This window comes from Christensenellaceae bacterium, from assembly GCA_031260975.1.
Taxonomy (GTDB): domain Bacteria; phylum Bacillota; class Clostridia; order Christensenellales; family UBA1242; genus JAISKJ01.
On the sequence record JAISKJ010000003.1, the window covers coordinates 412,951 to 428,159 of the forward strand.

Below are 15,209 nucleotides of genomic sequence, written 5' to 3' on the forward strand. Positions count from 1 at the left end.
CCAAAAATTTACAAACTTCCTGTTGACAAATGCTGTCTTTTTATTATATAATAAGCGCACGCACTTGAAATGAGCATTTTTTTGTTTTTTCAAAGTTAAGAGAATTTTTACTTTTGTCAAAAAATGTTCTTAGTCAAAAACGGCAGTGAAGGGAGGTGAAACTATGAGTACCGTTAAGGTTGGTGACAACGAAAGTCTTGAAAGCGCAATGAAGAGATTTAAACGCAAATGTCAAAAAGACGGCATTATAGGCGACCTCCGCAAACGTGAAGCATATGAAAAACCCAGCGTAAAGCGTAAGAAGAAGGCAGAAGCTGCGCGTAAAAGACGTAATAAGTAAAAAACTATATTACACCACCACAGAGAAAGGTAAATATGTTTTAAGAAACGGCATAAACATGCCGTTTTTTGTTGCAATTTTGCTTAATTTTATGATAAAATTAGTATACTAAAGTTATTATGTTCTGACATTTGTTTTGGCTTAGACAAAGGAGGGTGTTATATGAAAGTTTTGAGGAGCAGTTTAGGGCTTTTTATTGGCATTCTGGCGGCTGTGACCATGCTTGTTGTGGGCGCCGGCTTTTTGTGGCAAAATACCGCTGCAAAAACTGTTGCCGCAGACCCTGGCCAAGAGGAAATGAATATCAACGAAGAAATTGTGATAGACCTTGGTGAAGATATTTCCGGTGAGGATAATGTGTTTATGGCTATAAGCGGAACGGGTTATTCGGGAAGTGTCAGTGCATCTGCTAACTTTCCTGGTGGTAGCGAAGTTCCTTTTACTGTAACTTGGAGTGTTACGGTAACATACACTGCCGGTTATTCCGGTACTATAACGGTAAGTGTTTCGGGAGAGGCTTATTATGGCAGTACTGGATGGCCGTGGGAGCAAAGATCGAAGACAGTAACTTCTTCTGTTTCGTTTACAGGTTCTGCAACAAAAACTACATCAGCAAGTAGTTCATTGGGTAGTAGTTCATTATATGGAACCAGCCCCTCATCTGGCGTAAGAAATGTTACGGGCAACAGCAGCGGTACGCTTACTATTGCAACTTACACCATTACATGGAGCTATAAAAACTCTTCAGGTGGAAATGCTTCTACCACTACAACCGTATCCCATGGCACAACTCCATCGGCACCTACGGTGTCGCCCAGTTCATATTCCACTTCTTCTACTACTTACTATAATGCCACTAGCAATAAAACAACAACAACTACTTATACCGCATCAGGATGGTCTCCCGCAATAACCGCAGCGACAGGTCCTACAACATATACCAGAACGTACACAAACAGTTCATCAACAACATATCCAACCAAATATTATAGCATAGCGCTTTATGCGAATACGGCTACTGCGTCTAATGGAGGAACAGTCACTCGAACGATATCCTCATTACAATACAATGCTTCTCTAACAACTGACATATCGTCAAATCCCAGCACCACACTTAGCGGGTGGAATTTTGATGGATACTTTACATCATATAACGGAACGGGAACGCAATATGTGGGTTCAAATAAGCAATGGCTTGTTTCAGTTGTTTCGGGCCTGGGGTGGACCTCAACTCAGCTTAACAGTGAAACTGCATCCACCTATGCCTTATACGCTTCATATAAAGTTAATATAACATTGAATGTTAATGGCGGCACGGGCGGATCCGGCAGTGTAGATTTTTATCGCAAAAAAACATCGGCTAATCAAACTCAGATTACCTCTCTGCCCACACGGTTTGGATATGATTTTGATGGATATTTTAGTGCAACTTCGGGCGGTATCAAATATTATAATTCAGATGGAACTCTTGCTGTTATCAATAATACATCACATTATTACAAAACAACTACAGCCATCTCAACAGATGCCCCGGCAACCACGCTTTATGCTCAGTGGACACCAAAGGCTAATCTAAATCTCACGTTTGACCCGCTGGGCGGGGAGTTTAACCCATCAACTTTCAGCACCAAAACCATAACATATTATAACTCAACAATAGGCACGTTGCCCGCAGAAACGGGTGCAGCGCCTACGGTTAGCAAAAGTGCATTCTTGCTTTTGGGATGGTTTAGCAAAAACGGAACCGGCACAAATGATTGGGGCACTCAGATAACAAGCGCTACGCTTTATAACGAAACCAATCTTGTTCTTGACAGCAATGTAAACGGCACGATATATGCAAAGTGGGAAAGCATCATAAAAACGCTTTATCTAAACCTTAACTTTGGGGCGTCGCCGGCTAATCTTGGAACTACATATCAGGCTATGAGCGGGTATACATATGCTTCTCAAAACGACAACTTGTCGGCTTTTGTTACACCTGAAACCGGCTTGCCTGCCGGTACTTTTGCTCGTTCGGGTTATAAATTTATTGGTTGGTTTATGGATACTGCCGGAACAGGCAGCGAAATTACTCCGGAAAGTTCGCACCCTTTAGGGAACCAAGACCGCACACTCTATGCTAAATGGCAGGAAAAACTCACCGACACCATTGGTGTAACAATGGGGAATTATGAATATCTTGGAGCGGTGCCCTCGCCGCAGTTTACGGCTTTGCTGAGGCCAACGAATTCAATTACATATAGTTTTGCCAGCAGCGGCATTGACAGCCTGGGGCAGAACTATAGCAGCGGAAATATTTCGCAAAACGGAAATACACCGCAAAATGCAGGAAATTATATTATAACAGCCTACTTTCCCGAAACCATTGATTACAAGGCTCAAACTACAACGGGCACATTTACGGTAAGTCCGACTACACCTTCGGTGTTAGTGAGCATCTCAAACTATATATATGGAGGAACAGCCGGCCCTAAACTTACTAAGACTTCAGGTTGGTCTCAGCAGAGATTTGATGGGTTGACTTCAGAGCTAAACAGCCGCGCCAGCGGTGCTTATGTCGGCTCAAGCTTTAACGGCGGCGCCGGATTTAGTATCGAAAGTGTTGTATATTATTACTCGGGCACTGCAAACAATGGCACAGTAATCACAAACAGCACAAGTGCTCCGCTTTTGGCCGGAAACTACACTGTTTATGCAGTGTTGCCGCAGACTCCTAACTTTAATTTATATAGCACTTCTTCGGCTCCTACTTCATTTACGGTCACGAGGCAGGACCTTGGAAACACCGGTCAGCTTAGCGTAACTACGCCGCAGAGTGATGCTTTGGTGATAATTTATGGAAACACTGTGGGCACGCTTGACATAAACTCCATAATGGATGTAGCCGGCACCTTATATGAATGGGATGAGCCAACGGTTATTCCGGATGTTTTAAAAAGCGTAGGAGTTGTCGTAAGACAGTCGTTTAGAGTTAAGTTAACTGATGCAAACACTGTTCAGTATAAGTATGCAAGTGTTTTGGTCAACCCCGCTCAAGCAGTTTGGGTAGGGTATTCCGGTAACTTTATTCCGGTAAATTGGGGATATGCATATTTTGACAAACATAATTTCAGCACATATAACGGTGTATATGATATGCCTCTTAGCAGCCTCAATCTTAACACCGCCATCACCATAATAAGCGGCAACCCCGGCACTGTTGTAGGCGGAATAACTGTCAGCACCAACCGCGGAGCCATTAACGCCACAAAATGGTGGGGCTGGACTGATGTTACTATAAACGATGTAGGAACGGTTTCGATAAACGCTGAATATAATCCCGACAAGTATTATAACAACGGCTGGAACTATTTGCCGGCCTCAGGCACAATAACTATTGCGGTAGACCAGGCTTATAGATTTGAATTGCCTTCAACCATAACGGGTACATATATTGACGGCATGACGCTTGCTGATTTGAGTGTGCCCAGCGCAAAATATACATGGGGTGCTAATTCGGTTGAAGCTATTGACTATTCAACCGTCAATGCTTATATATTCTATGACCATGACGAGTTTGGTGATGACTTCTATTATCAAACCGAGGGTCAGGTGAGTGTTTCAGTGGCAAAAGCAACGCTTGCTTCCTTTCCGCCGCATCCTGCAATAACCAATATTGTATACGGAACACTACTTAGTTCTGTGCCACTTACTTCAGGATATCAGTGGGTGACCCCGACCGATGCCGCAGGAAATGTGGGCATCAATATGCATTGGGCAAGTTACACCAAAGACAGCAACTATAACTCCATAAACGGCGAAATTTCAGTATCGGTTATTCCGGCAAACACGGGTGCGTTTGTGCCCTATGGCGATGAGTTTAGTGCGCCTTATAACAGTACGCTCAGCAGCATCATATCAGCCATAAACGCACAGGGATATTATTTGGTTAACTCCGGCGATTTGACTATAGTGTTTAACAACGCTCTCGGAACGCTGGTAGATATTGATGTGGTATATTATACCAACAATGACACCCTAAATTACAATCCTTCTGCCGCCGGCACCGTTGGTGTCAGAGTAGTTATAGCAGACGGTATCTGGGTTTCTCCCGGAGCGCTTACTGCTACATACGGTGACACTCTTGCTAGTGTTTTGGCAGGCGGGGCGTCACTTCCTGTTACGTACACCTGGGTGACAAGCTTGGTGGATGACACTCCGGTGTTGTTAAGCACTTTGGTAGGAAACGCCGGAACACAAACGAAATTTCTTAAATATAGCATATACGGTTACACCGACGTTACCAGTCAGGTGAGTGTAGCTGTAGCCAAAAAGCAATCGGTTTGGGCGGCTCCCAACAGCGGCAATCCATATGGCATAGAAAGCGGCGCAAAACTCAGCACCGTCAGTCTTGACACGGGTTATAGCTGGATGGCTCCCAACACCGACGGACCTATTGGGGCAATCGGCACAACTCAGAGCTATGCTGCGACATATTATGAGGGAGGCGACACATCGAATTATCTTGCCGCAAATGGTAATATTACCGTTGAAATAACTTCTTATCCTAACACTGCAGCTTTTGCTGAAGTGGGCCCCTATAACACTCCGTATGACTTGACCAATGCAGTTACACTTGCTAACCTTGTCAGCGGCGGACTTGCAGGCTGGAACACAAGCTTATATGAATTTGTTACTCCGTCAACTTTGGTTAATGACTTGTGCGGAACAATGGGCTCTGTCAGAGTGGGAACTTTTGATGTTCCGGCTCAATATAGAGAAACGATATATCACAATTGGAAGCAGGGTACGGTCAGCATAACCGTTACACCTCTTACGGGCAGCTGGACAAGTCCCGGAACGCTTACTGCTGTTTATTTAGACACACTTGCTGAGGTTTTGGCAAATGGGTCAGCGCTTTCGTCAGCATACACATGGGTAACCGACATCACAGGTGCCGCTGAGCTTTCTTTGAGCACATTGGTTGGCGGTGCCGGAACGCAAAACTTCTATCTTAAATATAGTGTACCCAACTATACTGACTTTGTGCAGCAGGTTGGTATAACTGTTGACAAAAAGATGAGTGAATGGCCCGGATATTCCGAAATATACTTGCCTGATGTTTATACTCTTGACTCAATCACCCTAAATTTTGAAAACCAACTCAGTGCATGGACATGGGTTTGGTCGGGTGACGACGGAGTAGGAGATGGCACACCGGCGCTTGTCGGAAACCCGTCGGTGCTTTATGGTGCCGAGGGTATATATATCGCCGTTGTTTCATACCTTGAAAACAATGACGGTAGCAACTATTATGTAAACTATGGAAATATTACTGTTTATGTGGTGCAATTGCCGGAAGCAACGCCCACATGGCCTGACGGTGACAATTCAAGTGTTACTTATACTATTGCCTACAGCGCAACTGCGACCTTGGCGGATGTGTTTACTAATGGTGAAATACAAAACAGTCAGTCAGACCCGGGACTGTGGTATTGGGTTGACCCTTCGACCAGACTTATTTCAAGCTTTGGAAATGTGGGTACGCACTCTGTTCAGATTTGGTATGCCCCCGACGGTTTTGGTCCATTCACTACTGGTGATGAACTTCCCGTAAAAATTACGGTGAGCCTTGTTGTAACCAAGGGTTCGAGCACATTTGTGGGACAGACAACATTTAACGCAACCTATCTTGACACGCTGCTGGATGTTCTGTCAGCTTATGGAATGTCAACCTATAACTATACGTGGTATGACACCGATACACTGCAGGATGTTTCAGGCCCGTCACTTGTTGAGCTTAACTTTACGGGCAGCACAAACCGATATAGCCTAAAATATAGAATTAGCTCAAACTATAACTATTCAGCGATTGAACCGACTTCAATAACCATTGCAAACGGAACACTGAATGACACCGACCCGATTGTGACTGCTGAAATAAGCGCACTTGACCCTATGAGCGTAGATTATATGACCAAAGTTAGGGATATTCCGTTTGAGGTTGGCGGTGTTGCCGCAACTGAATGGGCATGGCACGCAAGCATAGGCTCACAGCAATTGGTAGGTGACGTAGGAAACCGTCAGTTTAAGGCAGTGCTGACACTGCCCAATTATGACCCTGTTGATGTTCTTCTTACTGTGACGGTAAACCAAATCAATGCGCCGACAAACAATCTTACTTATGACAAAAACGAAGAGGACGAAGATAGAATTATATATTCGTCAACTCTTACGCTTGCTGACCTGAATGATATTCTGGGTACAAATTACGCATGGGCAGTCATCGATACAACTCCTGTTGGGAATGTGGTGTTTGACATTTTGGGAGAAGTGGACTACAAAACCTTTGCCGGAACTTATAACCCCGAGGGCATCGGTTCGGGCAACTTTATAGCGTCAAATGTAACAATTAAGTTTAAGGTTTATAAGGCGGCAGGTGTTTGGTCTGCTCCAAGTCTCATACCTGACAATCAGCTTACATATGACCCCAATGCCAAGGTTGAGGATATCGAAAACAGGCTGCCTCAATATTACTCCTTTGTTTATCCCGAGGATTATATCGGGGGCTCCACTTTGTCACTTTTGCTTGAAGTGCTTTATGACCCCGACACCAACCACTATCCAATCAGCAATATGGTTGAATTTGTAGTTAACAAAGCCGATGTTGCGTGGATACCTTATGTCGGTCAGTTTGTGGCCTATTATGGTGCACTGCTCAAAGACATAAATCTTGTGGGCAACTATTATTGGGACTTCTGGGGCTATGCTGATGCTTTGGGCCCAACTGTGACTTATGAACAGGCCAGACTTGTTACAACCGTGGGCGGCGTAGGCGAAAATTGGCTTTATGCGGTATATAACCCAGACCCAGCCAACTACAACAACAGTTTGGCCGGTCAAATTAAAATAACAGTAAGCAAAGCGAGCTATAACGAATTGGATGCTAGCAAGGATGTTCCTAATGGTCTTGAATTTACTATAGATTACGGCAAACAGCTGTCAACATTGTATGTGGGTGCGGAGTTTGCAGTTCTCCCCGGAGGTGCTGCTGAATATAGATTTGAATCCAACTACACTGCAGGTGTGACAGGAGTTGACTCAGGTAGCGGCGGAATCGGAACATACTCTTATATATTATATAGAAACAACCCAATCGACGATGTAAATCCGCAAGAACCTGCAGGAAGTGTTTATAATTCGTCATGGGCATTTGTGACTGTTTATGTTGTTCCGGCAACGGCCGTCTTTGTTACGCCCAGCGGAAACTTCAGCGTGCCATATGGTTCAACCTTAGGGGACATCAGAATTTCACCCAATGCAAAAAGATATTGGTGGGCATATATAGAAGATAACGGCACAGTTATTCAAAACGGTGCACTTCAGTCAGTAGGACCTGTTACCAGCGGCGCTGTGGGGCCAAAGACCTTTGTAATACTTTATAACCCGGGCGGCTTTGATGAATATGGTGTGGGAAGCGCCAACTATAATTCAACTCAAGGCACCGTTATGGTAGAAGTAGTAAAGGCTAATCCTGCGTTTGTGGGGCTTGGAACTTTTGGTGCACAGTATGGACAAAAGCTTGAGCAGGTTGAGTTGCCGGCAAACTATTATTGGGTCAATGAAGATGATGTTGTAGGAAGTGTTGGCACAAACCGCAAGATAGTAAGATATAGTCCCGATCCCACAAGCTATAATTGGGTTTACGGAGAGGTTGAGATAGTGGTGTCAAAAGTTGATATCAGTTTCTCAAATCCTTTGTGGGAATTTGTAACGACTTATGAATACGGAAAAACAATAGGAGATGTAGGATTTATACTTCCTTACGGCTATAGCTGGGCATTCGGTGCGCTTGATGAGTTTTTGGGTGACGTAGCATATCAGTTGGATGGACTTGAGACCGTATACGACTCAAACGGCAACATAATGGTGGTTGCAAAGCGTTTTGATAATGCATTGATTTATAACCCCAACTCCGAAAACTACAACGACATATTAGGCCCGATTTATATCATGATATTGCAGCAGACTGCTCCGTTTGAAGCATATATCGGTTCGCTGCAGGCAGGTTATGGTCAGATTTTGGCTGACATTGAGCTTATGCCAACGCTTGATGGTCGATATAGATGGGTGGATTCAGGGGCTTCAGCTGGTTTTGTAGGAACCCATCAGGTTGAAGTATGGTATATTCCGTCTTCATACAACTTTCTTCCCAGCCGCGGCACAGTTACTGTGATAGTAAACCAATCTGAAGCAAGTGTTCCGGGCAGTGTGCCAAGCTACACCAGAGTTTATGGCACTTTAGTTAAGAATATAGTACTTCCGCTAAACTTCATATGGGATTGGGAGTATTATGCAAGCGAAAGAGGCCTGACGGTGGAGCAGGTAAAGGAAGTGCTGACAGTAGGTAATGTGTTTGACAACGGCACAATTCTTAATAAAATCAGAGCACTGTATAACCCTGACCCCTATAACCAGCTTGACACAGTGGCACTTATTGACATAACCGTGACCAAGGCAATAGTTCAGTGGATTTCCCCCAGCAAACTGCTTGAAGCAATATACGGTCAGACACTTGCCATGATAGAAAGCCTTCCCGGCGCATACCGATGGATTGACGGCACACAAAGTGTAGGAAGTGCCGGATTAAGATCTTTCCAAGCAAGATATAACCCTTATCTTGGCACAGCTCTTGAGGGCAACTATGATGATGCATTATATATTATCCCTGTGTATGTAAACAAAGCAATGGGAAGTGCCGCTGTTGACATAAACAGATGGGTTAGCGGAAATAGACAGCAAAACCCTGAAATTGAAACCTTTACCCACAGAAACAGTGAAGTAACATACCGATATGTGGGAATAAAGGGCACAGATTATGACAGTAACTTTATTCCGACAATGGCAGGTGATTATACGGTATATATTACGATTGCCGAAAACGAAAACTACAACACGCTCACTCTCAACTATGACTTCACTTTGCTTGATGCACCTGTGAGGGGCGGCAGTGCTTGGATGTGGATAGTATTCCCTCTCATAATACTTGTAATTATTGCTTTGATTGTTCTGGGTGAATATTACCGCAGAAAGGCAAGACAAAAGCAAGCAGGATATGTTGCTGACAAATAATTTTATATAACATTGATATTGAATTAGTATAAAAAAGACACGCATAAGTCGTGTCTTTTTTGCGCAGGCTTTTTTATAATGTTTTTAAGAAGGCGGGTCACTTTTATAAACATTGTTTAAACAATTGACATGGGGGGGGGGGGTATATGCTATATTATATGTAAGGAGGGTTTAAAAAAATGAAAAAATCATTATCATTAACACTTAGAACATTTTTGATTGTAGCTCTTATGATAGTTCCTTGTGTGTTTATGCTTGCTGCTTGTGGGGCGCCGCCAACCACGGCAAACAATGGTACATATAAACTTCAGAGCTTTACAATCGACGGAAAAACGATAGTTATAACTGACGAAATGAAAGCAATAACTGCCATTTCCAACACACCTGCTTCCGGGACTATGCCGGCGATTACAGTTACAAAGCCTACCACTACGGTGAAGATGCCTACGTTATTAAAGCCTGCAGGATATCCATCACTTACTGAACCTGCAGCGGGAGCATCGGCAGAGGCTATAGCAGATTATGCTGCACAGCAGTCATGGATTGCTTATGAAGAAAATGTGGATGATTGGGCAAATTACAACGCTGAAGTATATGCTCAAGACGAGTGGAAAGCAGAACAAAAGGCATATGAAAACTATGTAATGCTTATGAACACACTGATTGATGCAGGTTTCACTCCTGATATTGCACCAGTTGTGCTTGATGTGATGTCGATTCTTCAGATAGTCAATTCTATTCAAATTATGATTGACGAAAACAAGGCAACAATATTGATGCCGCCGGTGAAACTTATTACAGTGGAATATTTCCTTGTAGGTGAAAATGTTATGCTTGACTTAGTTCCTGCAATACAGGACCTGTTGGGAGAACAGCTTGGTGGTGAGTTTTTGATGGACATGATGGGCGGAATGTTGGGTTCTATGCCTATTGAAATCAAATATATCAGCGGAAAATTGGTGATTGGTACCGTTAAAGGGTTACTGCCCATTACCATGTCATTTACGTTTGCAAAATAATATAAAAAGTTTTAATAAAAAAGCCTGCAAATCTGCAGGTTTTTTTGTGGCGGTGCAACTGAAACTAGGAATGTTTTTGTGATTAATTGGTATGTAATATTAAAAAATATATCATTAAAAATTGAAACCCAACAATATGCAGCCGGCAATGATTAGCAAAGAAAGGCACTAACTCTTCTTTTTAATTATTTTGAGTTCCGCCTTGCTCCATTCCGAATTCTGTGTCAATGGGTGCGGCATCATATCAGCCCCTTCTGATGCACTCGTGTGCACATTATTGATTATTATTATATGATAATGTTTCTTCGCCAAAAATGGAAATAAGCCATTCCTTTTTGGCTTGTTCCAGGTTTGGTTCGGCAATCTCAACCAGCATATCCGGTCTATAAAGTTTTATGGGAAGGGCATACTCCTGAACAAAATGACCATCGTCCGGATGCCCGAAGCAATAGGCACCCACGCCTTCGTGTGCTTTTAGCAGTGCATTATCGATGAGGAATTTCCCTATAAATAATTCTTCATTAATGTTATCTTGCTTCTGCGCCAGATATTTTTCAGCATGCAGTCGTTCAGCAAAAAAGTGAATATAAATTTCACCTTCATTATATTGAAAGTCGTTAAGTTTTTTTGGATCCTCATTTTTTCTTTTGCGGTACTTCGAAAATTTAACTAAAGAATTGCAGATTGTCTCTGCATTTGCATAACTTTCTAAGTCGCTTTGTGTGGCAACGCGATATACCATACTTTTGTTTAATTCCATATTTTAATAATATCATATAGCTTATATAATTTCAATATTTAATTTTAAAATTAAAATGGCAATAGGCACCTGAGGGTGTGTTTTTTTGTTTAAAAAAAATTAAAAGAATCTGTCATATTTAGTTGACAGCGGGATATAATATGAATATAATATGGTTAGCACTTGTGACATGAGAGCGCTAACAATCATATAATAAAAGTGCCAGACAAGGTTAGAATAATGACAAAAGGGGGCGGATATTATCGAGAACGAAATAGTAATCTTGGGTGAGCGCAAAAAGCAGATATTGTTTGGCGCAATAGACAATTATATAAAGCAGGCGAGCCCCATAACGAGCTTGCTTGTTCACAGAACCGATATGATTGACTTGAGCACTGCTACACTCAGAAACGAGCTGAGTGCGCTTGAAGCGATGGGGTATCTAAAACAACTGCATACCTCAAGCGGCCGGGTGCCTACAACCAAAGGATACAGATTTTTTGTAAACGAAATAGTGCACAACTTGGATTATTCAATGAGAGACCTCAAAAAGGTTAAGGAAGAATTATTTTTAAAAACAGGAAACCTTATGGAGATTGTGCAATCCATAACCGAAGCTGTGAGCAAGAGCACAAAATATCCTGCCGTTGTAGTGTTGGATGGGTTCAAAAATTTAAAGGTTCAGAGCATAAAGGTTATGTATCTGCTGAGCCATCAAGTGCTGGTGCTTATTGAAACCAACGCAGGAGTGATTACAAACACGCTTTCAGCAAGCGATAAGGTTACTATGCACGACTGTGAAAACGCTTCGGCGATATTTACTGACATATTTGAGGGCAAAAAACTCGGGTATCTTATGCAGCATGTATCTTCTTTCAATGAGCAGATTAAAAAAGCTATGAAAGAATATGAGGAAATATTCAAGCTTGTGCTATGCGTTCTTGAAAATTATAACAGCAAAGACAAGGTATCAAGCGGAGGAATGCTTAAGCTTCTTGATAGTCCTGAATATAGTGACAGCAAAAAGGCCAGAGAGATATTGAATATTCTTGATGACAAACAGCAGCTTAAAGACATTTTTGATACTACTGACAGCGAAGGGATAAGTATCAAAATAGGCAGCGAAAATCAGAATAGTGCACTTGACGAGTGCGCCGTAATTAAAGCTCCTATTGTCATAGACGGAAATAAGATAGCCTCGGTGGGCATAATAGGCCCGCAGAGAATAGACTATGCAAGCGTGGCATCAGTGTTGAAGTTTATTGCAGATCAGATAAAAGACGGACGAACAGGAAAAAAGGATTAGGAGGAAAAAAGTGAGCGAAAAAAATAGAGAAAAAGAAGAAATAAAGCAGGGAATAAAACAAGAAGCTGAAACTGCCAAAAGAGCCAAAAAAAGAGAAGAACCTGAGGAGTTAGTAACTCTTGAGCAGTATAACAGACTGAAAGAACAAACAGCTATGTGTATAAACCTGACACGCGAGCTTCAGGCGGACTTTGAAAATTATAAGCGTCGCACAAAGGACACCTGGCAGGAAGGCATAGATGAGGGCATAAAACAGACATGCAGTGTATTGCTTCCGGCATTGGATGCTTTTAAAAAAGCCAAGAAACTGACTTTGGATAATTCAACGCTTAACGGCATACTTATGATAGAAACAAACCTGATTAATTCACTTGAAAAGCTGGGGGTGACAAAAATTTCAACTTCCGGAATGTTTAACCCTGAATTACACAATGCGGTTATGGTTACAGTTGACCCCAACCGTGAGAGCGGTGAAATTATAGATGAGCTTCAGGCTGGCTTCAAATTTAAAGACATTATACTCAGAATTCCGGATGTTGTGGTAGCTAAGTAAAATGTAACTGCATAAGGACCTATCATTATGGTTTCGACTGCTTGCATGTGAGTTTTGAAATTGTTAGTTGCAGCCTGTGTAATGCCTGTAGAAACATTCAAATATATCCTTATGCAGTAGATGAAAAGAGGGCGATTAATATAAAAAAGTAAAATAAAAATATCCCGCGGGAAAACCCGCAAAAAATAAAAAGGAGAAAATTTTTAAAATGGGTAAAGTAATAGGAATAGACTTGGGAACAACAAATTCATGTGTGGCAGTTATGGAAGGTAAGGAGCCTGTGGTTATTGCCAACAAAGAGGGTAAACGCACAACCCCTTCGGTTGTTGCATTTGCAAAAGACGGAGAAAGGCTTGTGGGGGACGTGGCCAAGAGACAGGCAATCGTAAACCCTGAACGCACAGTTCTTTCAATCAAAAGAGAGATGGGTAGTGATTTTAAGGTTAAGGTTGACGACAAAACATATTCGCCGCAGGAGATTTCGGCAATGATTTTAGGAAAGCTTAAGGCAGACGCTGAAAGTTATTTGGGCCAGAAGGTTACGCAGGCCGTTATAACTGTGCCGGCATATTTCACTGACAGCCAGAGACAGGCCACAAAAGATGCAGGAAAGATTGCAGGACTTGAGGTTTTGCGAATTATCAACGAACCGACAGCGGCGTCTCTTGCTTACGGACTTGACAAAAGTGAGCAAAAAACACACAAAATTTTGGTATACGACCTAGGCGGCGGAACGTTTGACGTTTCAATACTCGAAATCGGTGACGGCGTATTTGAGGTTATTGCCACTGCCGGAAACAACCGTCTTGGCGGAGATGACTTTGACCAGCGCATAATTGACTTGCTTGTTTCAGACTTTAAGCAAAAAGAAAACATTGATATTTCAAAAGACAAGCTTGCTATGCAGAGGCTTAAAGAAGCTGCCGAAAAGGCTAAGATTGACCTGTCGGCAGTAACAAAAACTACAATCAACCTTCCATTTATAACAGCGGATGCAACCGGCCCCAAACATCTGGAGATTGAACTAACACGAGCAAAGTTTAACAGTATAATTGATGATTATATCAATCAGACCATAGACCTTGTAAACAAAGCCATAAAAGACGCCAAACTAAAGTTTGACGACATAAGCCGTGTTGTGCTGGTTGGAGGCTCCACCAGAATTCCGGCTGTTGTGGATGCAGTTAAGTCGCTCACCGGCAAAGACCCCTTTAAGGGTATCAACCCTGATGAATGTGTGGCATTAGGTGCTGCAATTCAGGGCGGAGTTTTGGCCGGAGACGTAAAAGACGTGCTTTTGTTGGACGTAACTCCGCTGTCGCTTGGAATTGAAACCTTAGGTGGGATATTTACCAAGCTTATTGAGCGAAACTCCACCATACCTATCAAAAAATCACAGATATTTTCAACCGCTGCTGACAATCAGCCGGGTGTTGACATTCATGTGCTGCAGGGTGAACGTGAGTTTGCTGCTTCAAACAAAACTCTTGGTAGATTTAGTTTGGTAGACATTCCGCCGGCCCCTCGTGGAATTCCGCAGATTGAAGTTACCTTTGACATAGATGCCAACGGCATTGTGCATGTTTTGGCAAAGGATTTAGGTACCAACAAGGAGCAGAACATTACAATAACCGCTTCAACCAACCTTAGTGAAAAGGATATAAACTCGGCCATCAAGGATGCCGAAAAGTACGCTGAGGAGGACAAAAAGAGAAAAGAGCTGATTGAAGCTAAAAATAATGCTGAAAATATGATACATTCGCTTGAAAAGACGCTAAAAGAAAACGGTGACAAAATAGGCGAGGATGACAAGAAAAATCTTGAAACAGCGCTTGAAAAAGCAAAGAGAGATATTGAAGCTGAAGACATTGACAAAATTAATAAGGCACTTGAAGAGCTTTCTAAGTCCAGCAGCTCGGTTATTACCAAGCTTTATGCCGAGGCTCAGAAAAACACATCAGGCACAGACACCAAAAAAGACGGCGACGACGAAGTAGTAGTAGAAGACAAAGACAACAAAGATAAATAAAAGGAATAAGGAAACCAGACTATTCTAAAATGAACCAATGTCATTGCGAGAAACCGCCCTGAGATTCCACGCCCTTTGGGCTCTGAATGACAGCGGGGGCGGTTAAGAA

General features: G+C 42.6%; 7 protein-coding genes. 6 read left to right on the plus strand and 1 reads right to left on the minus strand.

The annotated features are described in order from the left end of the window. Nucleotides 1-163 precede the first annotated feature (163 nt). From rpsU to LBN07_02585, 3 genes are all read left to right on the plus strand, one after another. Nucleotides 164-340 (plus strand): 30S ribosomal protein S21, encoded by a 177-nt coding sequence (gene rpsU / locus LBN07_02575; protein ID MDR0850351.1) that lies wholly within the window; start codon nt 164-166, stop codon nt 338-340. Nucleotides 341-502: 162 nt separating this feature from the next. Further along, nucleotides 503-9,454: a hypothetical protein gene (locus LBN07_02580; GenBank protein MDR0850352.1), complete on the plus strand. Its 8,952-nt coding sequence runs from the start codon at nt 503-505 to the stop codon at nt 9,452-9,454. 179 nt (nt 9,455-9,633) lie between these two features. Further along, complete coding sequence (locus LBN07_02585) at nt 9,634-10,473, plus strand: hypothetical protein (GenBank protein MDR0850353.1); 840 nt, start codon at nt 9,634-9,636, stop codon at nt 10,471-10,473. 274 nt (nt 10,474-10,747) lie between these two features. Here LBN07_02585 and LBN07_02590 read toward each other — a convergent pair whose 3' ends face one another. Further along, entirely contained in the window at nt 10,748-11,233 is a 486-nt protein-coding gene (locus LBN07_02590; protein ID MDR0850354.1) for a hypothetical protein, read from the minus strand. A 262-nt stretch (nt 11,234-11,495) separates the two neighbouring features. On the opposite strand from LBN07_02590, the gene hrcA reads away from it, so the two are divergent. The 3 genes from hrcA to dnaK all read left to right on the plus strand — a co-directional run bounded on the left by hrcA (nt 11,496) and on the right by dnaK (nt 15,100). Beyond that, nucleotides 11,496-12,518, plus strand: coding sequence for a heat-inducible transcriptional repressor HrcA (gene hrcA / locus LBN07_02595; protein ID MDR0850355.1), 1,023 nt, complete (start codon nt 11,496-11,498; stop codon nt 12,516-12,518). A gap of 10 nt (nt 12,519-12,528) precedes the next feature. Further along, nucleotides 12,529-13,071 (plus strand): nucleotide exchange factor GrpE, encoded by a 543-nt coding sequence (locus LBN07_02600; GenBank protein ID MDR0850356.1) that lies wholly within the window; start codon nt 12,529-12,531, stop codon nt 13,069-13,071. Nucleotides 13,072-13,279: 208 nt separating this feature from the next. Then, nucleotides 13,280-15,100: a molecular chaperone DnaK gene (dnaK, locus tag LBN07_02605; GenBank protein MDR0850357.1), complete on the plus strand. Its 1,821-nt coding sequence runs from the start codon at nt 13,280-13,282 to the stop codon at nt 15,098-15,100. The last annotated feature ends 109 nt before the right edge of the window (nt 15,101-15,209 follow it).

Excerpts from the sequence above, each read along its gene's own strand:
- rpsU (MDR0850351.1), top strand. The coding sequence starts at position 164 with ATGAGTACCGTTAAGGTTGGTGACAACGAAAGTCTTGAAAGCGCAATG.
- LBN07_02580 (MDR0850352.1), top strand. The coding sequence starts at position 503 with ATGAAAGTTTTGAGGAGCAGTTTAGGGCTTTTTATTGGCATTCTGGCG.
- LBN07_02585 (MDR0850353.1), top strand. The coding sequence starts at position 9,634 with ATGAAAAAATCATTATCATTAACACTTAGAACATTTTTGATTGTAGCT.
- LBN07_02590 (MDR0850354.1), bottom strand. The coding sequence starts at position 11,233 with ATGGAATTAAACAAAAGTATGGTATATCGCGTTGCCACACAAAGCGAC.
- dnaK (MDR0850357.1), top strand. The coding sequence starts at position 13,280 with ATGGGTAAAGTAATAGGAATAGACTTGGGAACAACAAATTCATGTGTG.